Source organism: Neolewinella sp., assembly GCF_965214665.1.
GTDB lineage: Bacteria > Bacteroidota > Bacteroidia > Chitinophagales > Saprospiraceae > Neolewinella.
Genome location: NZ_OZ243970.1, coordinates 1,731,614 through 1,756,256, shown reverse-complemented (window position 1 = coordinate 1,756,256; position 24,643 = coordinate 1,731,614). Strand labels below are relative to the sequence as shown.

The 24,643-nt window shown below is 61.5% G+C and carries 22 protein-coding genes; 11 read left to right on the top strand and 11 right to left on the bottom strand.

Going from position 1 to position 24,643, the window contains the following annotated elements; genetic code table 11:
- The first annotated feature begins 5 nt into the window (after positions 1-5).
- The 3 genes from ACOOHD_RS07885 to pulA are packed head-to-tail and all read left to right on the top strand — an operon-like array spanning position 6 to position 3,042.
- A complete protein-coding gene (locus ACOOHD_RS07885; protein WP_420461024.1) occupies positions 6-188 on the top strand; it encodes a hypothetical protein in 183 nt (60 codons plus the stop codon).
- Positions 189-222: 34 nt separating this feature from the next.
- Complete coding sequence (locus tag ACOOHD_RS07880) at positions 223-1,011, top strand: alpha/beta hydrolase (protein WP_420461023.1); 789 nt, start codon at positions 223-225, stop codon at positions 1,009-1,011.
- A 57-nt stretch (positions 1,012-1,068) separates the two neighbouring features.
- Positions 1,069-3,042 carry a type I pullulanase gene (pulA, locus tag ACOOHD_RS07875; protein ID WP_420461022.1) on the top strand — a complete coding sequence of 658 codons (1,974 nt, stop codon included), beginning with the start codon at positions 1,069-1,071 and terminating at the stop codon, positions 3,040-3,042.
- On the opposite strand, the gene ACOOHD_RS07870 is transcribed toward pulA, so the two are convergent.
- Entirely contained in the window at positions 3,039-3,965 is a 927-nt protein-coding gene (locus tag ACOOHD_RS07870; RefSeq protein WP_420461021.1) for a YheT family hydrolase, read from the bottom strand. The two genes, pulA and ACOOHD_RS07870, sit on opposite strands and share 4 nt — an antisense overlap.
- Positions 3,966-4,115: 150 nt before the next feature.
- Between ACOOHD_RS07870 and ACOOHD_RS07865 the strand changes: the two genes are divergently transcribed.
- A complete protein-coding gene (locus tag ACOOHD_RS07865) occupies positions 4,116-4,700 on the top strand; it encodes a DUF6992 family protein (protein WP_420461020.1) in 585 nt (194 codons plus the stop codon).
- A gap of 46 nt (positions 4,701-4,746) precedes the next feature.
- Entirely contained in the window at positions 4,747-7,851 is a 3,105-nt protein-coding gene (locus ACOOHD_RS07860; protein ID WP_420461019.1) for a ligand-binding sensor domain-containing protein, read from the top strand.
- Here ACOOHD_RS07860 and ACOOHD_RS07855 read toward each other — a convergent pair.
- The 7 genes from ACOOHD_RS07855 to ACOOHD_RS07825 form a co-directional block, all read right to left on the bottom strand.
- On the bottom strand, positions 7,848-8,909 hold the full coding sequence (locus ACOOHD_RS07855) for a lactonase family protein (RefSeq protein ID WP_420461018.1): 1,062 nt from the start codon (positions 8,907-8,909) through the stop codon (positions 7,848-7,850). The two genes, ACOOHD_RS07860 and ACOOHD_RS07855, sit on opposite strands and share 4 nt — an antisense overlap.
- 21 nt (positions 8,910-8,930) lie before the next feature.
- Positions 8,931-10,406: a sigma 54-interacting transcriptional regulator gene (locus ACOOHD_RS07850; RefSeq protein ID WP_420461017.1), complete on the bottom strand. Its 1,476-nt coding sequence runs from the start codon at positions 10,404-10,406 to the stop codon at positions 8,931-8,933.
- Positions 10,407-11,224: 818 nt separating this feature from the next.
- Complete coding sequence (locus ACOOHD_RS07845) at positions 11,225-12,694, bottom strand: sulfatase family protein (RefSeq protein ID WP_420461016.1); 1,470 nt, start codon at positions 12,692-12,694, stop codon at positions 11,225-11,227.
- Between the two features lie 2 nt (positions 12,695-12,696).
- The gene (locus ACOOHD_RS07840; protein ID WP_420461015.1) at positions 12,697-13,671 is read right to left on the bottom strand and encodes a nucleoside hydrolase; all 975 of its coding nucleotides are present in this window, start codon (positions 13,669-13,671) and stop codon (positions 12,697-12,699) included.
- A 110-nt stretch (positions 13,672-13,781) separates the two neighbouring features.
- Positions 13,782-14,321: a cob(I)yrinic acid a,c-diamide adenosyltransferase gene (locus ACOOHD_RS07835; protein ID WP_420461014.1), complete on the bottom strand. Its 540-nt coding sequence runs from the start codon at positions 14,319-14,321 to the stop codon at positions 13,782-13,784.
- Positions 14,318-15,349 carry a UDP-3-O-(3-hydroxymyristoyl)glucosamine N-acyltransferase gene (gene lpxD / locus ACOOHD_RS07830; protein WP_420461013.1) on the bottom strand — a complete coding sequence of 344 codons (1,032 nt, stop codon included), beginning with the start codon at positions 15,347-15,349 and terminating at the stop codon, positions 14,318-14,320. The genes ACOOHD_RS07835 and lpxD overlap by 4 nt, the downstream gene beginning before the upstream one ends.
- Positions 15,350-15,365: 16 nt before the next feature.
- The gene (locus ACOOHD_RS07825; RefSeq protein ID WP_420461012.1) at positions 15,366-15,650 is read right to left on the bottom strand and encodes a hypothetical protein; all 285 of its coding nucleotides are present in this window, start codon (positions 15,648-15,650) and stop codon (positions 15,366-15,368) included.
- Positions 15,651-15,696: 46 nt separating this feature from the next.
- Here ACOOHD_RS07825 and rfbD point away from each other — a divergent pair, with 46 nt between their 5' ends.
- Positions 15,697-16,578: a dTDP-4-dehydrorhamnose reductase gene (gene rfbD, locus ACOOHD_RS07820; RefSeq protein ID WP_420461011.1), complete on the top strand. Its 882-nt coding sequence runs from the start codon at positions 15,697-15,699 to the stop codon at positions 16,576-16,578.
- On the opposite strand, the gene argB is transcribed toward rfbD, so the two are convergent.
- Entirely contained in the window at positions 16,540-17,307 is a 768-nt protein-coding gene (gene argB / locus ACOOHD_RS07815) for an acetylglutamate kinase (RefSeq protein WP_420461010.1), read from the bottom strand. The genes rfbD and argB overlap by 39 nt on opposite strands.
- A gap of 5 nt (positions 17,308-17,312) precedes the next feature.
- The gene (locus tag ACOOHD_RS07810) at positions 17,313-18,293 is read right to left on the bottom strand and encodes a TraB/GumN family protein (protein WP_420461009.1); all 981 of its coding nucleotides are present in this window, start codon (positions 18,291-18,293) and stop codon (positions 17,313-17,315) included.
- Positions 18,294-18,473: 180 nt separating this feature from the next.
- On the opposite strand from ACOOHD_RS07810, the gene ACOOHD_RS07805 reads away from it, so the two are divergent.
- The gene (locus ACOOHD_RS07805; RefSeq protein WP_420461008.1) at positions 18,474-19,913 is read left to right on the top strand and encodes a sulfatase; all 1,440 of its coding nucleotides are present in this window, start codon (positions 18,474-18,476) and stop codon (positions 19,911-19,913) included.
- A 31-nt stretch (positions 19,914-19,944) separates the two neighbouring features.
- On the top strand, positions 19,945-20,361 hold the full coding sequence (locus ACOOHD_RS07800) for a DoxX family protein (protein WP_420461007.1): 417 nt from the start codon (positions 19,945-19,947) through the stop codon (positions 20,359-20,361).
- 126 nt (positions 20,362-20,487) lie between these two features.
- Here the strand turns inward: ACOOHD_RS07800 and ACOOHD_RS07795 are convergent, their stop codons facing one another.
- Positions 20,488-21,270, bottom strand: a complete 783-nt coding sequence (locus ACOOHD_RS07795; protein ID WP_420461006.1) for an enoyl-CoA hydratase/isomerase family protein — start codon at positions 21,268-21,270, stop codon at positions 20,488-20,490.
- A gap of 114 nt (positions 21,271-21,384) precedes the next feature.
- Here ACOOHD_RS07795 and ACOOHD_RS07790 point away from each other — a divergent pair, with 114 nt between their 5' ends.
- Genes ACOOHD_RS07790 through ACOOHD_RS07780 form a run of 3 tightly spaced genes read left to right on the top strand, consistent with a single transcriptional unit; the run spans position 21,385 to position 24,588 of the window.
- The gene (locus ACOOHD_RS07790; protein ID WP_420461005.1) at positions 21,385-22,551 is read left to right on the top strand and encodes a homogentisate 1,2-dioxygenase; all 1,167 of its coding nucleotides are present in this window, start codon (positions 21,385-21,387) and stop codon (positions 22,549-22,551) included.
- Positions 22,541-23,731, top strand: coding sequence for a fumarylacetoacetase (gene fahA / locus ACOOHD_RS07785; protein WP_420461004.1), 1,191 nt, complete (start codon positions 22,541-22,543; stop codon positions 23,729-23,731). Before ACOOHD_RS07790 ends, fahA begins: the two co-directional genes overlap by 11 nt.
- On the top strand, positions 23,728-24,588 hold the full coding sequence (locus tag ACOOHD_RS07780) for a flavin reductase family protein (RefSeq protein WP_420461003.1): 861 nt from the start codon (positions 23,728-23,730) through the stop codon (positions 24,586-24,588). Before fahA ends, ACOOHD_RS07780 begins: the two co-directional genes overlap by 4 nt.
- Positions 24,589-24,643 lie beyond the last annotated feature (55 nt).

The window sequence follows — 24,643 nt, the reverse complement described above, 5'->3', positions numbered from 1 at the left end:
TTCGCATGCAAGTGAAGAAAATTTTGGCGCTCGTCTTCACCGTACTTGGCGCGATCGGTCTGGCCTTCGGGGTACTGGCAATTTTCAATCCGGGGCAACTAACACTCGGACAAAATGCCTGGGGCGTGGCCATCGTAGGGCTGATCTTCTTTATCACTGGCATGGGTCTGCTCCGCTCAGTAGAATAGCAACCGGTAGCGGAGCTGAGGTGTCCTTTAAGCTATGAAATGGATCAAACGCCTGGGCCTGGCCCTGGGCCTCGGATACGTGCTGCTGTGCGTACTTCTCTACTTCTTCCAGGAGCGACTCATCTTTCATCCCCGTGAACTGCCCTCGTCCTACGCCTTCGAGCAGGGTACGGAGGCGGTGATCCGTACGCCGGACGGCACGGACCTTAGCCTGCTCGCCTTTACCCACCCGGCGGCGCAGGGTGCCATCCTCTACCTGCACGGCAACCGCGGAAGCAACCGACGCAGTCTCTACCAGACCCGCGAGCTCATCGATACCAATTACGATCTGTACCTGTTCGACTACCGGGGCTACGGGAAGAGTAGGGGGGAGATTGAATCGGAAAAACAATTGATGGGCGATGCCCAGCTGGTGTATGACAGTCTGGCGGCGCGCTACGGAGAGGCGCAGATCATCCTGGTGGGCTACTCCCTCGGCACCGGCATGGCCAGCTACCTGGCTGCCCACAATACCCCGGAGCATTGCGTACTGGTGGCGCCCTACGTCAGCGTGACGGCGATGAAAAACCTGTGGTTTTGGGCCGTACCGGACTTTATTCTTAAGTACCCCCTGGAGAACGTCGAAAACGTGCGTCAGGCCAACTGCCCGGTCACCGTACTGCACGGGCAGGCGGATGATTTTATTCCCTACAGCATGGCCGAGGAGCTTAAGGATGCCGCCCCCGACCGGGTGGAATTGATCGGCCTGCCGGAAACGGGCCACCGGGGCGCTATCTTACACCGGCAGTTCGGGCAGACGATGGCCCGCCTACTGCAGGACTAAACCGCCCCCCAAATGGTTGCCCGCTACCTTTTCATTCTCTGCCTAAGCCTTGTCGTTGTGAGTTGCTCCGAACCCCGGCCCCAGTACAATACACTGGAGGATTACCCCGTGTACCCCTACGCCGATCTGGGCGTGACCTATACCGCTACGTCCACCACCTTTAAGCTCTGGTCGCCCGCTGCTCAGGAGGCTCGCCTGCGGCTGTACGATACCGACGTGCGGGACGTAGCCCCCCACACCACGCAGAAGATGCAGGAGGTGGATGGCGCCTGGACCACCACCGTCGATGGCGATCAGGACGGCACCTACTACACCTTCGAAATTAAACAGAACGGCCGCTGGCTGGGTGAGGCCACCGATCCTTACGCAACGGCCGCCGGCACCAACGGCTGGCGCGGTCAGGTAGTGAATCTGCTGGATACCGACCCCACGGGTTGGGAAGACGACCGCCGACCCGCCTTCGGCACACCCACCGACGCGGTGATCTACGAACTGCACGTGCGCGACCTCAGTATCGATCCAAACTCGGGGATCAGACACAAGGGCAAGTTTCTGGGACTGACCGAGCGTGGTACGGTGACCCCGAACGGCGACACAACGGGGCTGGATCACCTTATCGATATGGGGGTAACCCACGTACACCTGCTACCCAGCTTCGACTACTGGAGCGTAGACGAGGCCCGGCTCGACTCCGCCCAGTACAACTGGGGCTACGACCCCCAGAATTACAACGTGCCCGAGGGGAGCTACTCGACCGATCCGGCCAATGGGAAGGCGCGCATTCGGGAGTTTAAGATCATGGTAAAGGCGCTGCACGATGCCGGCATCCGCGTGGTGATGGACGTGGTATACAACCACACCGGGCGTACTGAAAACAGTAATTTTCAATTGCTTATCCCGGATTACTTCTACCGTTTTAATGAAGACGGCACCTTCAGCAACGCCAGTGGCTGCGGCAATGAGATCGCCAGTGACCGGCCCATGGTGCGCAAGTACATTCGCGAGTCGCTCGAATACTGGGTGGATGAGTACCATGTGGACGGCTTCCGCTTCGACCTGATGGGCATCCACGACATCGCCACCATGAACGACGTGGCCGAGACCCTGCACGGCATCGACTCCACCATTCTGCTCTACGGAGAGGGTTGGGCGGCGGGCCCTAGCCCACTACCCGATAGCCTGCGCGCCCTGAAGGTAAATACCCCTAAGCTCCGCCGGGTGGCTGCCTTCAGCGACGACGTGCGCGACGCCCTCAAGGGTAGTGTATTTAACCACGAGGAACGGGGCTTCGTCAGTGGGGCTACCGATAGGGCCGAATCGGTCCGCTTCGGTATCGTCGGCGCAACTCGCCACCCGCAACTCGCCTACGATAGCATCAACTACAGCTCCGGTCCCTGGGCCCCGGAACCGAGCCAGTGCGTGAACTATGTCAGTTGCCACGATAATCACACCCTCTGGGACCGCCTGGCGATCAGTAATCCCCGGGATAGCCGCGCCACCCGCGAACGGATGCACCGACTGGCCCTAGCCACCGTACTGACCTCCCAGGGCATCCCCTTCCTCCACGCCGGCACGGAGATGCTGCGTAGCAAGGGGGGCAACGAGAACAGCTACAACAGCCCCGACGCCGTTAACGCCATCAAGTGGGAAACTAAGGGGCAGCACGCCACTACGGTGGCCTACGTCCGCGACCTCATCGCCCTGCGCAAGGCTCATCCCGCCTTTCGCCTGGGAAGCGCCGAGCGTATCGTCCAGCACCTGAGCTTCGACAAGTCGGTAGAGGATGGTCAATTCATTAGCTACCGTATCCAGGATGCCCCGGCCGATCAGTGGTCCGACATCTACGTCGTTCTAAACGGGAAGAACGCCAGCCGGGAGCTTATCCTACCGGAGGGGACGTGGCAGCAGGTAGTGGACGGCAGTGAGGTCAACGCGCAGGGAATCGGTGAGCCACTCAGCGGTAGCTTGCGCCTTGCACCCATCTCGGCGAATATATTCGTGCGCACGGCCGCCGCTGAGCCCAGCCGCTAGGACTGGATAAAGGCCAGTGCCCGCTCGTCCATGCGGTTGTGCGTTTTACCGCGTAGGGCAAAACCGACGTGGCCCCCGCCCCGGGGCTCTTCGACAGTGATGAGGGGGTGAGTACGGCCCAGCGCGCGGGGGGTACAGGCCGGGGGTACGATGGGATCGTTGAGGGCATTGACGATGAGCACCGGGGCAGTGGTATCCGCTACGTAGTGCCCCGAGGAGAGGTAGGCATAGAAGTCGTCGAGATCGGAATAGCCGCCGATCACCATGGAAAATGCCCGGTCGAAATCGCGCCATACCCGTATCTGGTCAAGCTGACTCAGATCGACGATACCGGGATACTGCGCCTCCTTAGCCGCGATCTTGGCCGCTAGCGCCCGGAAGAACTTGCGTTTGTAGATCCAGTTATCACGCCGCTCCAGGCTATCGACGCTGTGCTGAATGAAGCAGGGGGCGGAAAAGGCCACCCCGTGGGTCACCTGCGCGGGGCGGTCGCGGCCTACCGTGCCAAGGTACTTCAGGGTGAGGTTGCCGCCCATGCTATAGCCCACCAGAACGATCCGGTCGAAGTTACCGGTGGCAACGGCATGGTCCACAACGGTTTGCAGATCCTCACTCTGGCCGTGGCTGTAGAGCTTACGGGTGCGGTTCATTTCTCCGGAACAACTGCGGCAGTTCCAGGCCAGCACATTATAACCCTGGCGGTGAAAGAAGTGGGCGGCGCTGGCGATGTACACCTTCGTGCTATCGCCCTCCAGTCCGTGGCTCAAAATGACCAGGCGGCGGCTAGCGGGGTGGTGCATCCAGTCGAGGTCGAGAAAGTCATCGTCCGGGGTGGTAATGCGCTCCCGGCGGTAGTCCACCACGAAGCTGCGTAGCAGGTGGGGGACGATGGTGTGGTAGTGGCCGATGAATCTTCGTAGCATGGTACAATCCCCAGTACAATGCGGCCTCAGGCCGCGCCAGAAAAATGCTGCCTCCGGCAGCGCTATACGGTGAGAATAACCCCTAAGAGAATTCTACGTTCATAGTTCATAAATAACCCCCCCCGGCGTACAACGCCTCGACCCATGCGTATGCGCACGACTCTATTGCTACTCCTCTTCCTTTTACTTTGCACCTGCGTCCCCGCCCAGGAGCTAGTGCAGCCGGAGCTTGACCTTCACTCGGAGCGGGTGGCGCACCAGCGTACGGCCATGCTAGTACTCGGGGGGTGGGCGGTAGGGAACATCGGGCTGGGGCTAGCCCTACGCGCCAACACTACGGGTGAGACTCGACGGTTTCACGAGATGAATGCAATTTGGAACGTGGTGAACCTGGGCATTGCCGGTTTTGGGTACTATACGGCGCTGCGGGAGCCGGCTACGCTTGGGGTCTTTGCGGCCCTACAGAAGGAGCAGACCTTTCAGAAGGTGCTGCTGTTCAATGCGGGGCTGGACGTGGGCTACCTGCTGGGGGGCTTGTACCTGCTGGAACGGGGCCGGCGGCCGGAGGTAGATGCCGATCGGTTGCGGGGCTACGGGAAGGCGGTGCTGCTGCAGGGGGGCTTCCTGTTTGTCTTCGACCTGGTCAACTACTTCGTGGCCAGCGGACGCAACGACGGCTACGGGCTGCTGCTCGGCGCGGTGGGTGAGGGGGTGGGTCTGCGGTGGAGCTTTTAGGGGGAAGGCACGGGCCCCGTCGTATCTTGTGGCTAAGTTGCGTCTCGTGAAAACTGTGCTGTGTCTGCCCCTGCTGTTGCTGCTGTCCGTACTGACCGGGCAGACCGGTCGCATCGAGTATTTTACGGTCACGGATGGGCTTTCCACGCGGGAGATCAACGACCTGCACATCGGTGATGACGGCTACCTGTGGGTGGCTACGATGGATGGGTTGAACCGCTTTGACGGCCATACCTTTCTGAGCTTCGGGCAGGGGGCGCTGGGGGATACGCGCCTCAGCCGGGGGGCTATCGCGGCGGTACGGGCTGACAACGACCGCCGGCTCATCATCACCTTCAACGATTTTTACGGTTACTTTGACCGCTTCGATCCGCGCGACTTCACCGTGGAGCAGGTACGGATGGTACCCAGCACGGGGGTGATTGGCTACCCGCGGGCCATCGAGACGGATCAGTTCGGCCGCACCTTCGTGGTGACCATCGGGCAGGAGGGCACGCGGTTGTACGAGTATACGGATCGGGGGTTCGTGTCGGTGTTTCACGAGCCCGACGACGGCTGGCTCAGTTTTGCTCCCCGGATTGAACTGCTGCCGCTGAGCAACGGGCAATTTTTGCTTTACGATGAGGAGCATGGCTTTCGGCACCTTTCGGCGACGGGCAAGGTGCTGGACAGGTTCTTCCCGCGCAACTCCGGCCAGCGGCGGTTTTATACCATGGAGGAGGGGCCGGATGGCTATGTGTACCTAACCTTCCGCGACGGCTACCCGCTCTTTCGCTGGGCCCCGGGTACTCAGGGCAATCCGGTACCGGTGCCGGGGATCGACCGCGGGCTGCGGTACACCAAAATATTCAAAGACGAGCTCGACCAACTGCTCTTTTTAGCCACGGAGGATATCCTGGGCCCCCGCTACCCCGACGAGTACTACCTCGTGGATACGGTTGGAAATTTTCAGCTCTTCGAACGGGAGTTGCCTACCGATCGTCTGGTATCAAGTGTAGCGGCGAAAAACTTCAATGAGACGACGTATTTGGGGCTGCGGGAGGGACTCGGGATCATGGAGCGGTACGTGAAGTCGATCCGTTCCTACCTCACCGAGAAGGACAACACGATCGGGTACCAGCCCCGTATACGTGGCATTACGGAGGATGCGCGCGGCACGACTTACATCATGGAGGCCGATGGACGGCTGTACAGCATGGCGCGCGATGAGACCGAACTTCGCGAACGGGCGCTCGTGGATTCCCTCGGCCAGGGCATCAGAATGCGGGAGGCTACGCAGCTCATTTACGACCGCCTGCGAAACTGCGTCTGGGGCATCGCCCAACCCGCCGGCCTGCAGCAGGGGGGGCTGCTATTTCGGTACGGGGTGGGGGATAGCCTGACCACGACCTACACCTCCCGCTACCCCTTTACTACCCTGACCGAGGATGCCACGGGCCGCGTCTTCCTGGGAGCTTCCGATCCGCGTAAGGTAGGTCTGCTGCTGCAGTTCGACCCCGCCACCGGGCAGTTCAGGGAGCTGAAGGAATCGGCGGACGGGGGCGAGGAGGGCATCCGGGGGCTACGCATCAACTGCCTCTACGCGGCCCGCTCCGGCCTGCTGTTGCTCGGTACCCGCAACCGGGGGCTAGTCAGCTACGATGTGGCTACCGGCCGCTCGGTATTCTACGGCAACCTGGACGGCATAGAACCGATCGGGGAGATGAATGCTTATACCATCCATACCATTTACGAGGACATCGCCGGTAAGTGGTGGCAGGGTACCGACGCCGGGCTCCAGGTCTTTGACCCGGCCGACGGCAGCACCGAGCGCTACGGCCGCCAAGACGGTCTGAGCAGCAACACCGTAGTGGGTATCGTACCCGATAGCACCGGCGGCTACTGGCTCAGTACCCACAACGGGCTGGTGCACCTGCCGAGCGACCTCAAGACCGGCACCTTCCGCCGCTACTACCTGGAAGACGGACTGGTCAATGACGAATTTAATCAGTTCGCCGCCCACCGCAGCACCGATGGCCGCTATTTCTTCGGGGGTGACCAGGGGCTATCCGTATTCCGGGACGAGGACCTGAGCAGCGAGACCGCCGGCTCCGACGTCATGCTCACCGAGGTGGTCGTGTACGGCCGCGGCGAGGCCCGTAGCATCACCCGCAACCTCGATCAGCTGAAGGAAATCATGGTCAAGGCGAGCGAGAAAAGCATCGCGGTCTCCTTTGCCCTACCCGTGGGGCAGCGGCCCAGTCTGACGCAGTTCCGCGTTAAGCTGGAGGGCTTCAGCGAGGAGTGGCGCACGCTGCGTAACGAGCGTACCATTCGCTACAACAACCTACCCTCCGGCACCTATCGGCTCCTGGTACAGGGGGCGGGGGCCAACGGCAACTACGGGGAAAAGATGCTCACCCTCACCATTCGCGTCCGGCAGTACCTGATCGAGAAGACCTGGTTCCAATTTCTGATCGCGCTGGTTATCGTGGGGCTGTTCTTTTTTATCCTGCAGGCTAAACTGCGCGAACGACTGCGCAACGAGCAACTCCGCACCCAGCTCAGCAGCGACATCCACGACGAGGTCAGCGGACTGCTGGCCGGTATCACCCTCCAGGCCGAACTGTTGCAGGGCAAAACCGATGACGAGAAGCTGCGCACTCGGCTCAAGACCGTCGGCGAGGCCGGTCGCAACGCCATGAGCAAGATGAGCGATGTGATCTGGAGCATCGACAGCCGCCGCGATACCATTGGCAACGTCCTGCAGCGTATGCAGGAGCACGCCGATGAGGTACTCCTTCCTCTAGACATCCGCTACGACTTCAAGGCCACCGGCTTCAACGAGCAGAGCCAGATCCCCGGTAACGTTCGCCAGGACCTTTACTTTATTTACAAAGAGGCCATCAACAACATCGCCCGCCACAGTAATGCTACTCAGGTGGAGATCGAATTGGAGCAGTACGCCCAGAATTTTGAGATGTTTATCCGCGACAACGGGCAGGGTAGTAAGGCGACCTCCGAACCGAAGTACTCCTCCTCGCGCTTCACGCCCAAAACGGGACAGGGGAAGGACAATATGCGAATGCGCTCGCAGCGGCTGCGTGCCGAGCTTACCATTGATGACCGGGCAGGGTATACGTTGACGTTGCGGATGCGGCGGTTTACCTAAATATCCATCCACTTCAGGCAGGTAGGGCTAGGCACCTTACGCACCACGTGGTGCAACTGCAACGCCCCCCCGGCACCGCGCCGAAACACCCCGATCGTATGGTTCTTCAGGTTGCCCGTCAGCAGCCACTGCCCGTCCGGGCTCAGGCTAATGTCCCGCGGCCGCTCCCCGCCACTGGGGTAGGTATCGCGGGCGGTGAGGGAGGCGGCGTGTACGTCCAGTCGGAGCGCCGTGACGACGCTAAACTTCCGGTCGCTGACGTAGACGTGTTTGCCGCTGGCATCCATGCGCACCGCCGCGCCGCTCGCCTGGTCCACCACCCGTTCGGGGAGGTACCGAGTCTGGTGGAGGATGCGGGGGCGGTCGGGCCGTAGGTCGATCAGTACCGAGATGCCTTGGAGCTCGCACACGACCACGGCAAAGTCCCCCCCGGGATGGAGGGCGATATGCCGCGGACCGGCCCCGTGGGAAAAGTCAATACCGAGTTTGGGTAGGGCCTCCAACCGTCCGTCCTCCCGCCGTCGGAAGACCCGCAACCGGTCGCCGCCCAGGTCGCAGATGTACACCCGCTGGCGGCGTTCGTCGTAGGCCGCGCAGTGTGCGTGGGGCTGCTCGTTGGTGCCGGCAAGCGGTAGCTGAATGTGCTGCAGGAGTTCCCCCGGGGTACCGTCTGCGGATTTGGCAAACACGTCGATGGTGCCGCTGGTATAGCTACTTACTACCAGCGTATTGTCGATGCCTACGAGATGACAGGGGTGATCGCCGTGCAGGAGCGACTCACCGGCCGGTGTAAACGCCACGCTTCCATCGGTACGGCGGGCTACATGATATGCCACCACGGCCGGTCCGGCTTCATCGGGACACTCGCGCACGGCGTAGACCATAGTGCGGGTATCGTCGACCCAGAGGTAGCTCGGATTGGTAGTGGGCACGTAGCCCCGAAAGACGAGTTGACCGGTCGCGCTGGAGAAATCGTAAGCCGAAATGCCCCGGGCCTTCCCCGGTGCATCCTCATTCATATCAATCGTGTAGGCACCCACCAGTAGCAGCATCTCCATCCCCGTTTGGGCCTAAGGTAGCTAACTGAAGTCGTCGCTGCCGAACATATCGGCCAGGATATCGCGGAAATTGAGGCGGTTGTGCAGAGCCTCCTTGTTCAGCACCTCCATTTCGGCCAGGCCCTGCAGCACCAGTTCCATGTAGAGGTAGGTCTCGATGTCGGACAGCCGCTCGTCAACCGTCGACTCTACAAACTTGCGTAGTCCGGCCACCTTATCCAGCGCTTTTTTATAGTCGGCGTTACTGCCGTCGGTGAGCAGCTCCACCACGTTACCGCCGCTAAAGTAGGCGCGGATTACGCCGTAGGGATCGCTCTTGCCCCGCCCGTCGGCACTCACCTCGCTGGGATCGGGGAAGTGCTCCAGAAAGCTTGTCTTGATGGCCTTGCCGAGCAGCTTCATGGCTACGCCGTAAGCGCCCTCCTGCTCCCCTTCGTACACGAGTTCGACCTTACCGGTGATGGCCGGTACCACGCCCCAGAAATCGGTGATGCGGGCAAAGGTCTGGCTGTCCCCGTTGATCAGCGCGCGGCGCTCGGCGGTCGAAACTAGGTTCTCCAGTGCCGTAATGCTCAGGCGAGCGGAGACCCCGGATTTTTCGTCGATGTACTCGCTCTCCCGGGCGGCGAACGACAGTTGCTCCAGCATCACGTTCAGCAGCTCGGGCACTTCTACCATGCTAGCTTGGTCTTCGGTCAGGGTAGCTTCCTGGGCCGTGATCTGGCGGGCGATCGCGATGGTTTTGGGGTAGTGCGTCAGGATCTGGCTTTCAATGCGGTCCTTTAGCGGGGTAATGATGCTGCCGCGGTTGGTATAGTCCTCCGGGTTGGCCGTAAAGATGAACTGGATGTCCAGGGGCAGCCGCAGCTTAAAGCCCCGAATCTGGATGTCCCCCTCCTGTAGAATGTTAAACAGCGACACCTGGATCCGGGCCTGGAGGTCCGGCAGCTCGTTGATCACAAAAATGCCCCGGTGGGCACGTGGTACCAGTCCGTAGTGGATAACCCGCTCGTCGGCGTAGGTCAGTTTCAGCGTGGCGGCCTTGATGGGGTCTACATCGCCGATCAGGTCGGCTACGGACACATCGGGGGTCGCCAGTTTTTCTACGTAGCGGTCGTCGCGGTGGAGCCACTCGATGGGAGTTTCATCACCCATCGCTTTGATCAGGTCGGCGGAGGCGCGGCTAATGGGGTGCAGGGGATCGTCGTTCAGCTCGCTACCGGCTACCACGGGGATATATTCATCGAGCAGGCCTACGAGTAGGCGGGCGATACGGGTCTTGGCCTGGCCGCGCAGTCCCAGAAGCAGCACGCTATGCCGGCTCAGGATCGCCCGCTGAATGTCGGGCAACACCGTGTCGTCAAAGCCGATGATACCGGGGAAAACCTCCTCTCTACTCTTTAGCCGTTTGATTAGGTTGTCACGCAGCTCTTGCCTTACGCTGCGGGGGGTATAGCCGGTGCCTTTCAGTTCACCGAGGGTCTTGGCCTGGGCCATAGATAGCTTAGTTAGGTGGGGGAAAGTTGGTAAACGGCTCCCGCTAGGATTGGTTGTGCGGCGGTGCGCGGGTGCCGGGCTGGTGCAAAAGGCCCTCCGTTCGTATACAACGGACGGATAGTTCACTTGCCGTCAGCGGGCTAGCAGTACGGGGGGTATACCCGTGTCGCAACCGGTGCAGTCCTTCTTTGTGGATTTGATTGCTGACTACAATCCCGTACAATAGGGCGTGCAGCTGCTCGTCGATACCGACAGCGACGGCAGTTTTTCCGACAAGACCGGGAGAGGCCGTCAGACAGGTACAGTAAGTAATTCCCAGAACGATAGAAACTAGGGCAAAACACCAAGCATAGAAAAAAATGAGGGGAGTTGTACGTTAAAGCCTACGGATTATTGTGCCGTTAAATGAATTGTCTGTAACTTACAGTATATTCTCTCACGCCATAATACCCCCCCCCCATGGACTTCTTCGCCGTTGCCCTCATTGTCCTGCTCGTCCTGTCTATCTTAGCCATGGCTGGCTATGTGCTCTACCGCGCCATCACCGGCTCGCTAATGCACTAGTAGCATTCATTCTCGTTTATCTTCTACCTAAGAAGAACCCGGATGTGCCGTGCCCGTCCTGGTATACCCTCAATTTGCAGCTATCGAACTAAGCCTTACCTAACTTCCCCCCTCCAAGATTGATTGTGCCTCCCGTTGCTGCTCGCATGGTGAACGTACGTTAATGCCGCCGCCTCCATTAGTGAGGAGTAGTGCGTCCTGTGCAAAGCGGTCGGCGAGTAAGTGTAGCGTTGGTCGGGGCAGTCTAATCATAGTTACTCGGATCCCTTGCGTAGCTCAGTGAGCCGCCCGCGAAGCTCCTCAACCCGACCGGCTTGTTCCTCGGCCAGATTTACGGCCTCACTAGTGTCTTTCCCCAGATCGTAAAGTTGGTAGGGGGGATCGGTGAGCAGCGTGTCGGCGACCTCCAGAAATCCACCGCTTCCGCGGCCGGCCACCAGCACCTGCCGGCCATCCCGGAGGGCGAAAAGCCCCTTGGCGGAGTGGTAGATCATGCTTTGCCGGGGCTGCGCAGCTGCGTCCCCGGCCAGAATAGGCAGGAAGGAGTGACTGTCCTTGATCTCTCCCGGTGGCTCCCGGTCCTGCTCGGTAATTTCGGCGAAGGTGGCGTAGAAGTCGGTGGTGGATACCAGGGCATCGGAGGTCGTACCCGCCGCTACCCGCGCCGGCCAGCGCACAATGAACGGGACCCGGTGACCGCCCTCGTAGATGTCCCCCTTCCGGCCCCGGTAGGGTCCGTTCGAGCGATGGTTGTACTCAGCCATCAGCTCGGTCGACAGCTGTGAACCATTGTCGGAGGTGAAGACGATCAGGGTGTTCTCGGCGATGCCCAGCGAATCCACCAGGCGGGTGATACGGCCCAGCACGTCGTCGACCTCCACGACCATGTCGCCGTAATTTCCCGCCCCGCTCTTGCCCCTAAATTCTTCCCGTGGGATCCAGGGCAGGTGCGGCCCGGTGAGCGGAAAGTAGAGGAAGAAGGGAGCCCTACCCGTCGCTCCCTCGCGAATGACGCGCTCGGCTTCCGTGGTAAGGTGGTTGAGCGTCTGGTGGTGATCGAAGTCGGGAGAAACCGGTCCGGGACGCCAGTAGTCGTCGAAGTAGCCGGTAGCCGTACCCTGGGTGGAGTCTGTAGGCTGCATCACCACCCGATGGTCACGCACATAGAGGTAGGGAGGAATATCGAGACTGGCCGTGATGCCGTAGAAGGAATCGAAGCCCAGGTCGTTCGGCCCGGCGGTAAGCGGTCGGTCAAACCGCGCCTCATCTCCATCCATCTCCCAGCCCAGTCCGAGATGCCACTTGCCCACGCAGGCCGTTCGGTAGCCCCGGTCGTCGAGGATCGAGGCTACGGTGCTCTGGGCCGTATTGATGATAAGGGTGTCGTAGCTCCACGTCACGCCCTGCTTGAGGGGGCCGCGCCAACTGTACTGCCCGGTCACTATCCCGTAGCGCGTGGGGGTACATACCGCCGAGGTAGAGTGAGCGTCCGTAAAGCGCATGCCCTGGCTAGCCAGGCGATCGATGTTCGGCGTAGGGATGACGGACTCCGGGTTATACACGCCGGCATCCCCGTAACCCAGGTCGTCGGCCAGGATGAGGATGATGTTGGGTGCACCCTCGGCAGTAACCCCTTGGCTTGCCGTCAATTCCTCATCTTCCTGGGCGGGGCCGCAGGTGCAAAGCAGTAGGGCAAGCAGCGATAACAGCGGGTAGTTTCTCATGCTCACTTCGGTGTTGCGTTTATTATGAGTCCGTCGATGTAGCGGGCTATGGTATCGGCGGCTACCTCCGGCCGGATCCGTACGTAGGCGTGTTGCTTGTCCGCCGCGGCACCGGCCACCCAGCGATTCTCCCCGGCGGCATTCACCGCTACGTACCCGTCGCGAACTAATTCAAAAAAATCATGCGCTCGGTCATCGAGCAGCAGTACGGCCACCTGGTCCCACGCGGGCCGACCGGCGAAGTCGTTGTAGAGCTGGTAGGCGCGAAAGACCGGATGGGGTGGGGTAAGTCCCTGCTTAAGGTAAGCTCCGCCGGTGAGAATTTCGTTGCCGACTTCCCAGCCACAGAAAATCGCTTCTCCTAGCCAGTGGTCCAGGCAGTACGCCGTAGAGGCGGGATCGGGCCGGTAGAAATTGGCCTCCTTCCCCTCTGGGTACCGCCCCCCCATGCAGAGCCACCGACTGACCTTTTTCCGGGCGAGTTCCTGACCGGTCAGGGGAGAAATGGCATCGGCGGGGGATTGCAGAAAGGCCGCCAGACTACTCAAATGGCCTACCGTGACGATGGTGACCGAGCCGTCCGGGCTATCCGCCAGCAGCTGCCGGTACAGCTGGGCCGAGGCAACGGTGCCGGTACTATCCTCGATACGGTGCGGGAATTCTTCGGTGACCTGCCGGGTGTACTTGGAGAACTGCCGCAGACTATCCCGGTGGCGGAGGTAGCCGATGGGGAGGTCCGGTCGGCCGTAAAAGGTATTTATGGCGTCCGTACAACTGGCCGCATAGCGTTCCTCACTGGTCACGACCACGCCGAGCAAATCGACCGAGCCCATGTCGGCGTAAGCGTGGAGCATGGCCAGGGCCTGTACGTCATCCACGTCGGAGTCGATGTCCGTATCCAGGATGACGCGCTGGGGTTGTGCCGTGCAGGAGGCGCAAAGCATGGTGAGAAGGAGGAGCGGGAGCAATCGGTACATAGCAGAAATCTTTACCCCAATTGGTGTGTAGGATTTGGTACTTCACGGTGTAGCGTATTGTGCCTAAGCTAGCCGGATGGAGCAGCTGCAACTGTGCATTCCGCCGCGGGTTACGAGTTCCACCGAATCTCCTCCACCCCCGCTACCTTGCCCAGGTAGCGCGACAGCACGAAGAGGTAATCACTCAGCCGGTTCAGGTACACGATCACGGCGGGGTCCACCTGCGATACTTCCACAGTACGCCGTTCGGCGCGGCGGCAAACGGTACGTGCCAGATGGGCAAAACTCACACTCTTACTTCCCCCCGGTAAGATAAAATGGGTCATCTTGGGTAGCTCGGCGTCCATGTCGTCCATGTAGCCTTCGAGTTCCGTGGCCGCGTTTTTCGGCACTTGGTAGGCCTGACCCTCCCGATCGTCGGCCAGGGCGGCACCGAGTGCAAAAAGGTGCTGCTGCTGTACGAGCAACTGGGCGCGGACGCGGGTGCGGACCGGGTCGAGGGGCTCCAGGTGATCGCGTAACAGGCCCAGGCAGGCGTTGAGCTCATCCACCGTTCCGTAGGCTTCCACGCGGGGATCGGCCTTGCTGACGCGGCGACCGCTGTAGAGGCCTGTCTGCCCCTGATCCCCGGTACGGGTATAGATCTTCATTCTTCGAGCCGTTTTTCCAATCGGGCGATGCGCTTGTAGAGCTCCGGTAGGCGGGTGTGCAGGATGGAGCTTTTGATCCAGTCGCGGTAGCCGAAGGCCGGCGAGCCCCCCAGGGCCTGGTTTGGTTCCCTGATGTGCTTGGCCACCCCGGCCTGGGCCTGTAGGTTGGTACCATCGGCGATGGTGAGGTGACCGGCGAAGCCGACCTGGCCTCCAATGCGGCAATTAGCCCCAATTTTGGTGGAGCCCGCTACGCCGGCCTGAGCGGCCATGACGGTGTTGGCGCCGACCTCTACATTATGGCCGATCTGGATGAGGTTGTCCAACTTGACACCCCGGCGGATGAGCGTCGCACCCATCGTGGCGCGGTCGATGGTCGTATTGGAGCCGATCTCTACGTCGTCCTCGATCACTACGTTGCCCACCTGCGGGACCTTCCGGTAGTTGCCCTCGCCGTCGGGCAGGAAGCCGAAACCATCGGCCCCGATCACCACGTTGGCGTGCAGAATGCAATCGTTGCCGATCACGCAGTCGCGCAGCACCCGCGCCCCCGGATAGATGAGGCAGTTGCTACCGATGCGTACGTTGGGCCCGATGAACACCTGATCCTGTACTACGGTGCCGGCCCCGATGGTGGCCCCCTCGCTTACGACCGTGAACGTACCGATGCGTACCTCCTCTCCTAAACTAGCCGAGTCGGCTACACAGGCGTGCTGGCTGACTTGTCGCGGGGTCTGGCTGGCCTGGTCCCGCTGATACACTTGGAGAAGCTCGCTGACGGTTTCGTAGACGTTATCGACCCGTAGTAGGGTGGGAGCAATCGCCGCTTTAGGCCGGAACTCCCGGCTTACGAGTACGGCCGTAGCCTGGGTCTGGTAGAGGTGGTGCTCGTAGGCGGGGTTGGCCAGGAAGGTGATCTGGCCGGCGGCGGCCTCCTCGATGCGGGCCGGCCCGGTGATGATCACCTCGGGGTCGCCCTCTACGGTCGCGTCGATGAGTCGGGCCAGGGCGGCGGCGGATATTTGCATGGAGGGTGAGGGGAGATTAAATGATGTCGGGTAGGGCGTCAGGGGTGGACTCCGGGGGGTGAATCCGCTCCAGTACCCCGCCGTGGATGCGCTGCATAACCATAAATTGCTCCAAGACAGCGGAGCGGAACGACTCATCGACGTAGGTGCGCAGTTGACCGAAGTTGCCGAGCCCGTCCCCCTTGCGGAAGCGGTACACCTGCGTGATACCCCCTAGCTCGAACTGCACCGGGAAGCGGCCGTCATTTTCAAACACGGTGATCTGCATCCGGGGATCCGGCAGGCGGCCGATGATGCGCATGGGCAGTAGGGTTTAGGCAAAAGTAGGGATTCTTACCTTCGCGCCAATGCAACGAATCATGATCTGCGGAGCGGGTGGCCAACTGGGTCAAAAGTTAATCGGAGCGGCTAAGGCCGCCCCCAACGACTGGCGCATCTTTGCCTACAACCGCTCCAGCCTCGACATCACCCGCCCGGAGGACCTACGCGTAGCCCTGGCGGAGGCCCGCCCCGATCTCTGTTTTAACGCAGCGGCCTACACCGCCGTCGACCGCGCCGAATCCGAGCCCGCCCGGGCCGCCGCCATCAACGTGGAGGGCGCCCGCCGCCTGGCCGCCGCCTGTCGGGAGGCCGGCATTGCGTTTGTGCATTTCAGTACCGACTACGTCTATGCCGACGGGTATAACCGCCCCCTGCGGGAGACCGATCGCACCCTGGGTACGAGTGTCTATGCGCGCTCTAAGTTGGAGGGCGAGAATGAGGTGCTGCGTCATCACCCCGGTGCGTACGTGATCCGCACCAGTTGGGTGTACGCCGAGTACGGGCACAACTTCGTGCGTACCATGGTGCGGCTGGGTCGGGAGCGGGAGGAACTGGGGATCGTCTGCGACCAGGTAGGCTCTCCCACCTACGCCGGCGACCTGGCCGCGGCGGCCATGCAGTTATCGACCTCCGCCGCCGTACCAGGTATCTATAACTTTGCCAACAGTGGGGTATGCAGCTGGTACGACCTGGCAAAAGCCGTTCATACCATGGCCGGAATCGAGTGCACCGTCCGCCCCATCATGACCGAGCAGTACCCCACGCCGGCCAGGCGCCCCCCCTACAGCGTACTGGATACCCGTAAAATCGCCGCCACGGTAGGCACACCCCGCCACTGGCGCGAGGCCCTGACTAGCTGCATGGATAAATTAGCCCTGCACGCAGCGGGTGCCGCCCCCCTGCCGTAGCTCGGCCAGTCCGCCAATCACCACCTCCTTTGCACCTGCGTATACCGCACGAAAGGCGTTGTCCAGTTTTGGTAGCATGCCACCTGCGATGGTGCCTTCCTCACGGAGTGCGGCGTACTGCTCAGGGGTAAGCCGCGGTATGACAGAGGAAGGATCGTGAATATCCTTTAGTACCCCCGGCAGCTCGAAGCAGTACTGTAGGCGTACGCTGTGCCCCTGCTGGGCTAGTGCCGCGGCGGTTTCCGTAGCGATGGTATCGGCGTTGGTGTTGAGGAGCTGCCCGTGATGATCGTGGGTGATGGGGCAGAGCACGGGCTGCATACCCAGGCGGAGTAGGGCATCGAGAAGTGCGGCATTCACCGCCGTGACATCCCCCGCAAACCCGTAGTCGATCGTTCCCACCGGTCGCTTAGTGGCCTGCACCGCATTGCCATCCGCGCCGCTTAGGCCGATGGCATTACAACCCCGGGCCTGTAGCTGAGCCACGATGTCCGTGTTTAGCAGCCCGGCGTAGACCATGGTGACTACCTCCAGGGTGGCCCGGTCCGTGACGCGCCGCCCGTCGATCAGCACCGGCTCGTGCCCCATAGCGGTAATCACCTGACTGGCCCGCCGTCCGCCGCCGTGCACCAATACTGCCGGCTCGATCAGCCCGGCAAAGTAATCCAGTGCCTCGTGCAGGGTAGCGGGATTGTTGATGACGTTGCCGCCGATTTTAAGTACGACCACACCGATCAAGGGTAGACCGGCTCCACCGTGAGGCCACCGGCACGTAGTAAGGCGATGACCCCACGCTCGCCGCCCAGGTGACCGGCACCTACGGCGTAGAGCGTAGGCGTAGCGGCTAGTCGCTCGGTGATGATGGGTACCCAACTCTCGTTACGGCGCACCACGAGGAGTTCTTCAAAGTTTCCGTAGCCGGCGCTCTGATCGGTGATGAGTTGCGACATCTCGGCCACGGCATGGCGGCGGTACATCGCTACCATCTCCTCGAACTCGCTATCCGTTTCGCCCATCTCCCCGGCCATGTCGGTGGCTACGGCGCGGTACAGCATTTCGGCCTGCACGCTATAGGGGATACTATCGAAGAGCGCGAGCTGGAAGTCCATGGTCTCGAGTCCGCCGATGGGCTTACCGGCGGCTTCGGCCAGTTCGCTCAGTTCTAGCTCGTAGCTCTTCATCTTGCTATCGCCGCCCATGAGGGGGTTGCCGGCGCTCATGTCCTGACCCACCATGGCGGAGAGGAACATCGGCTTCATCTTTTCCAAAAAAAACATCGGCATACCGGTGGTGGCGAAGTATTCCGCGATGCTATCATAGCGGGCCTGCGGTAGGAGGTCCTGCAGGCTGGTATCGCCGCGCATGCGGATCTGTCCCATCAGGCCCATCATTTTGGTGGGGTCCTGCATGTCGCGCGGGTCGATCTCGAAGTACACCTCCTCACTGTCGTTGATGGCCCGTACTACGGTCGACTCCAGGAAGTAGTCTTCGGTAGGGATCAGGTGGATGGTGCCGAAGAGGTAGCTGGCGCGGGCCGTGTCGTTGTCGGGGTCGGAGACGCGCCAGAGCAGGCTGGTATCTTCCGTGGTCGGCACCTGGAAGGCGGCGTCGGAGGTGGGCGGGGCCGCCGGTGCAGTGCCCTGGGCGAGGAGCCCGGTAGCCGGTCGCGCACTGGCTAGACCGAGAAAAACAAAGAAGGGGAGCAGGTAACGCATAGATTGTGCCGGCGATGAGGTGCCGAACATCAATAAGGCGTTAGCTGCCCCCCTGGTTGCACGCAAAGGCTTAAAACGGTCGGACGGCCCCCCCCCGTCGGACGGCCCCCCCGTCGGACGGCCCCCCCCGTCGGACGGCCGAGCTTAGTACCTTCACCTATAGACTACACCGACCTGATAATGCTAAAGTATTTTACCGGACTACCACTGCTCCTCTCGCTCTGCACCTGCGGCCCCGCCCCGGATACTGCCCCACTTGCCGGCACACCCTCCGCGCCCGCCCCGCCAAGCATCCTCTTCGTACTGGTCGACGACCTGGGCTGGATGGACCTAGGCGTACAGGGCAACCCGTGGTACCCGACGCCAAATATCGATCGTGTAGCGAACGAGGGCTTGCGGTTCACCGACTACTACGCGCCGAGCACGGTGTGCAGTCCGAGCCGGGCGGCGATGATGAGTGGGATGAGTCCGGCGCGAACCGGGATCACGGACTTCATCCCCGGTCACTGGCGGCCCTACGAGGAGTTGCGGGTGCCCACGAACCGGACGCAGTACCTGCCCGGTGAGGTGACGACCTATGCTGAGGCGCTCAAGACCGTGGGGTATGCGACGGCCTATTTCGGTAAGTGGCACCTGGGTTGGGGACTGGAGCATGCCCCCATGGCGCAGGGCTTCGATACGGCCCATGTGCAGGGGGGGTGGGGACACTTCGTACCGCCGATCCACTTCACACCGCCCTACCCGGCGGATACCGGGGCTTACCTGACGGACATTCTGACCGATATGACCATCGACTTCATCGCGGCGCACCGCGATACGCAGTTTCTGGTGGTACTGAGTCACTTTGCGGTGCACGTGCCGTTGGAGGCGCCGGACGAGCTGGTCGATGCCGCGGGCAAGCGGGAGCAACCCACCGATCGGGTGTACAATCCCACCTACGTAGCGATGGTGGAGAGTGTGGATCGGAACTTTGGTCGACTGATCACCCGCCTGGACGAGCTCGGACTGCGGGAGAATACACTGGTGGTGTTAACGAGCGATAACGGGGGGTTGCGGCAGATTTACGATAGGAGCGATGACGTGATCGCCACCACGAACGCCCCGCTACGCGATGAAAAGGGAAGCATCTACGAGGGCGGTATCCGGGTACCGATGTTCGTGCGCCAGCCGGGCACGGTGCCAGCGGGCGTGACGGGTGTGCCGGTTACGGGAATGGACCTTTACCCTACATTTCTCGAAACGGCGGGTGTGCCGCGCGGTACGTGGCCGGATACCCTTGATGGAGAGAGTCTGGTGCCCGTGCTGCGGGGGGATACGCTCGCCGAGCGGCCGCTGTACTTCCACTATCCGCACTACCACCACGGGCGGCCCGCCGCGGCCCTGCGGCTGGGGGACTATAAGCTGATCCGGCAGTTCGATACTGAAGGGTCTGAGTTATATAATCTGGCGGCGGACCTGGGAGAGACGACCGATCTGGCCACCAGTGAACCCGAACGGGCGGCCGCTATGCTAACACAGTTGAACGACTGGCTGCGGGAGGTGCACGCCCCGCTGCCGGTGGCGAATCCGGACTTCGACGTAGCGCGGCGGGCGGAGTGGGGCCCGCGGCCTAAGGAATAATGGCGGGGTGGGGTAGTGTACCTTTGCAGGGATGAAAGATATTTTCGATCTGCTGGGGCGCGTACTGCTCTCGTTCATCTTCTTCTTCGAGGCCTACGACTACTTTGCCTTCGAGCAGCTCAACCGGCAGGCGATGACGATCTACGGGCTGACCTGGAATCAGGACTTTTTCCTTTATGCGGCCATTCTCCTGCTCGTGCTGGGCGGACTGATGATTCTGCTGGGGTACCGGATGCGGCTGGGCGCCATCCTGCTCCTGATCTACTGGGTGCCGCTGACCTTCGTGGTGCACGACTTTTGGACGGAGGCGGTAGGCACGGAGGAGTATCGATTACAGAGCCTCTTCTTTATGAAAAACCTGGCGATTATGGGGGGGCTGCTGCTGGCGGCTACGCACGTGAGTGGGCGGTGGCGGCTGCGGCGGCTATTCGCTACGACGCGGGTGTGAGGGGCGGGTGTGAGGGGCGGGTGCGCGGGTGCGGAAGTGGGTCGGGGGAGGCGGGGCTAGGTCCCCGGAATGCTTCCGGGGTCGGGGCGGGGGAACTCCTACGGAGTTGATAGAACGGGCAGGCTGCTATTTTTGGGCAGCGGGCGAGAGGGAGGCTACGAACATCTTCATCATCTGCTGGAAGACGGGGTCGGTGAAGTCCTCCTCGATGGTATCGACCATTTCATCGACGCCGTGGTCGACGGCAGCCAGGAGTCCGCGGCGGAGGTAGCGTTTGGTGCGCTTGAAGACGGGGGGGTGGACCTGCATGAGTTGGCGGCAGTAGGCCTCGGCGCGGGACAGCACCCGGTCTACCTCGGCGGCTTCGTCGATGAGTCCGAGGGGGATGGCCTGCTCGGCGGTGTACATGCGGGCCTGCTGTACGTTACGCCAGGCGCGGGCCTCCCCGGTGTAGTAGGCGAAGATGTCGCCCATCATCTTGGGGATCTGGAGGCTCATGTTGAATTCGTTCATGCCTACGGTGTGCTTGTCGCCCTGAGTCATGATACGGTAATCGGCAGTGAGGGCGATGATGGTGCCGCCGGCGGGGGCGAAGCCGGTCACGGCAGCGACCAGCGGCTTATCGAAGCGTACCATCGTCTGGAGGGCCGAGAGGTAGGCGCCGAAGAACTCCCGGAGCCCGGCGTGGTCGGAGGTGGCGAGCATTTTGACGTCTAGTCCGGCGCAGAAGCAGCCGGGTTTACCGGCCAGCACCACCCCGTCGATCGTATCGTTATCACCCAGGTCGAGGAAGGCGGCCTCGAGATCGCGCGAGAGTTGGGTACTGATGGCGTTGACGCGGCCGTTGTCGAGGGTGACGGTGGCCAGGCGGTCGGTAACGGCGACCTGCAGGGTAGGGTAGGTGAACATGGGGGTAAGTTCGGTAAATTTTCGTACTAGGCGTCCGACGCCTTAAAGCGTCGGACGCCTACCGCTCAACCTACCACCCCCAACCATTGTCTTAACAACCAAGCCCGCCCGCCCATGCCCATCTACCACCACCTCGGCCAGCTGCCCCCGAAGCGGCACACCCAGTTTCGCCAACCCGATGGCTCGCTGTACCACGAGCAGCTGTTCGGCACCGTCGGTTTTGACGGTATGTCCTCGCTGTTGTACCACCTGCGGCCGCCCACCCAGGTCAGGGACGTAGTCGGCAAGACCGACCTGACCCCACACATCGCCGAGGAAAAAACCCTTACCGCGCGCAAGCTCATTGGTTTCGATGTAGCTTCGGAAGACGATTTTCTCACCGCCCGCAAGCCGCTACTCGTCAACGCCAGCTGCCAGATCGGCGTGGCCGCCCCCCGCCAGTCCCTGCGCGACTACTTCTATAAAAATGCCGACGCCGATGAGCTGCTCTTCATCCACCGCGGCTCGGGCACCCTACGTACCTTACTTGGCAACATTCCCTTCGAGTACGGCGACTACCTCGTCATCCCCCGCGGCGTGATCTACCAGATCGACTTCGACACGGAGGATAACCGCATCCTCTACACCGAATCCACCGACCCCATCTACACCCCCAAGCGCTACCGCAACCATTTCGGCCAGCTGCTGGAGCACTCCCCCTTCACCGAGCGCGACTACAAGCTGCCCCGCGACCTGGAGACCCACGATGCTGAGGGCGAGTACACCCTCAAGATCAAGAAGCAGGGCATGCTCCACGAGCTCATCTACGCCAGTCACCCCTTCGATGTCGTGGGCTGGGACGGCTACAACTTCCCCTACGGCTTTTCGATCCACAACTTCGAGCCCATCACCGGACGGGTACACCAGCCGCCGCCGGTACACCAGACTTTCGAGACAAAGTCCTTCGTCGTCTGCTCCTTCTGTCCGCGACTCTACGACTACCACCCCCGGGCCATCCCCGCGCCCTACAACCACTCCAACATCGACTCCGACGAGGTGCTCTACTACGTCGACGGCGATTTCATGAGCCGTACGGGTATCGGTCCGGGTTACCTCACGCTGCACCCCGGCGGCATCCCCCACGGCCCGCACCCGGGTACCTACGAGGGGAGTATCGGCAAGACCGGCACCGAGGAGCTAGCCGTGATGATCGATACCTTCCGCCCCCTCCAGGTCACCGCCGAGGCCGCCAAGATCGATACCGGCACCTACCACCAAAGCTGGCTGGCCGATGCGCATTAACATTCCTGCGGACAGTGACTTTACATTGGCCAACCTGCCCTTCGGCATCTTTTCCACCCCCGGCAGCTCCCCCCGCGCCGGTGTGGCAGTTGGTGACCAGATTCTCGATCTAGCGGGCCTGGCGAGTACCGGCTGCTTTGACTTTGACGTAAGCGTTCTCTCCCAACCGACCCTTAACGCTTTCATCAGTTTAGGTAAAAGCGTTACCACACGGGCGCGGTCGCAGGTGCAAGGCTGGTTGCAAGACTCCACCGGCTCCCCGCTTACCCCTCAGCATTTAGTGGACCGCCTCTCCGCCACCCTTCACTTACCCATCCAAGTAGGCGACTACACCGACTTCTACTCCAGTCGTGAGCACGCCACCAACGTCGGCCGCATGTTCCGCGATCCGGACAACGCCCTGCTGCCCAACTGGCGCCACCTACCGGTTGGCTACCACGGCCGTACTTCTTCCATCGTAGTGAGCGGAACCTCCGTACGGCGACCCTATGGACAGATGTTACCCACCGGCTCGGATACTCCTGTCTATCAATCCACTAACCGGCTTGACTTCGAGCTAGAAATGGCCTTTGTCATCGGTAAAAATTCTACGCAGGGGGCACCGATACCCATCACTGAGGCGGAAGATTACATCTTCGGATTACTCCTCTTCAACGACTGGTCGGCCCGCGACATCCAGCGGTGGGAGTACGTACCGCTGGGTCCCTTTCTCGGTAAGAGCTTTGCCTCCAGCGTGTCGCCGTGGATCGTGCCGCTGGAGGCCCTGGAGCCCTTCCGCACGCTGGGGCCGGAGCAGGACCCGCCGCCCCTCGACTACCTTTGCACCCGCGACCCCGCCCACTTTGACGTTAGACTGTCGGTGGAGCTGAACGGTGAGACCATCGCGCGCTCGAACACGAAGTACCTGTACTGGAGTATGGCCCAGCAGCTCGCCCACCATACCAGCAATGGCTGCAACGTGCGGGTGGGGGACCTGATGGCAAGTGGTACGATTTCCGGTCCCGATCCTGACTCCTTCGGCTCGCTGCTGGAGCTAACCCACAACGGCACTACCGGCGACTTTTTGCGCGATGGCGACAGGGTGACCCTACGCGCCCACGCCGGAAGTGGCGAGCGACAGGTAGGCTTCGGCGTAGTGACCGGACGCATCGAGCCAGCGGTAAACCCAAACACTCTATGACCCTAGACCCCAACGACATATCCTCCGGTGACCTGTACGGTTATCTTTCTACCGCCGTGGCACCCCGACCCATCGCTTTTGCCGCTACCGTCGACGGTGACGGGCGGGTCAACCTCAGTCCCTTCAGCTACTTCAACGTCTTCAGTACCCGGCCGCCGGTACTGGTGTTTTCGCCGATCCGGCGGGGGCGGGACGGGAGTGCTAAGGACACGCTGAACAACGTACAGCAGGTGCCGGAAGTGACCATCAACATTGTGAACTACGCCATGGTGGAGCAGATGTCGCTCACCAGTACCGAATACGCCACAGGCATCAATGAGTTTGTAAAAGGGGGCTTTACGGAGGTAGCAAGCGAGGCCGTGCGACCACCGCGGGTGGGGGAAGCACCGGTTTCCTTCGAGTGCCGGGTCACGAAGGTGATTGCCCTGGGCGAGGGGGGGGGAGCCGGCAACCTGGTGCTCTGCGAAGTGGTGCGTATACACATTCAAGACGAGCTTCTGGATGAAGACCAAAAGCTCGTTACTCGCAAGCTTGACCTCGTCGCCCGCCTGGGCGGTAACGACTACTGCCGTATCACTCCCGATACCCTGTTTGAGATTCCCAAACCCCTCAGGACCTGCGGACTGGGCGTCGATCAGCTTCCCGCCCACATTCGCAACAGCACCGTGCTAACCGGCAACAACCTGGGCCGGCTGGCCAACCAGGAGCAACTGCCGGATGCTGAGACCGTAGAACGGGTGCGTGGTCTGGCTGACGTGCAACGGGCGCGGCAGCGGGGTACACTACATCTGCACGAGTTGGCCCAGCAGTATTTGGCGGAGGGCAGGGTGGTGGAGGCTTTGGCAATGCTGGTGTGACTCGTCCGCCACTCGTCCGCCGAGCGTTGCGTAGCTTCGCTCGTCTGCCGAGTGG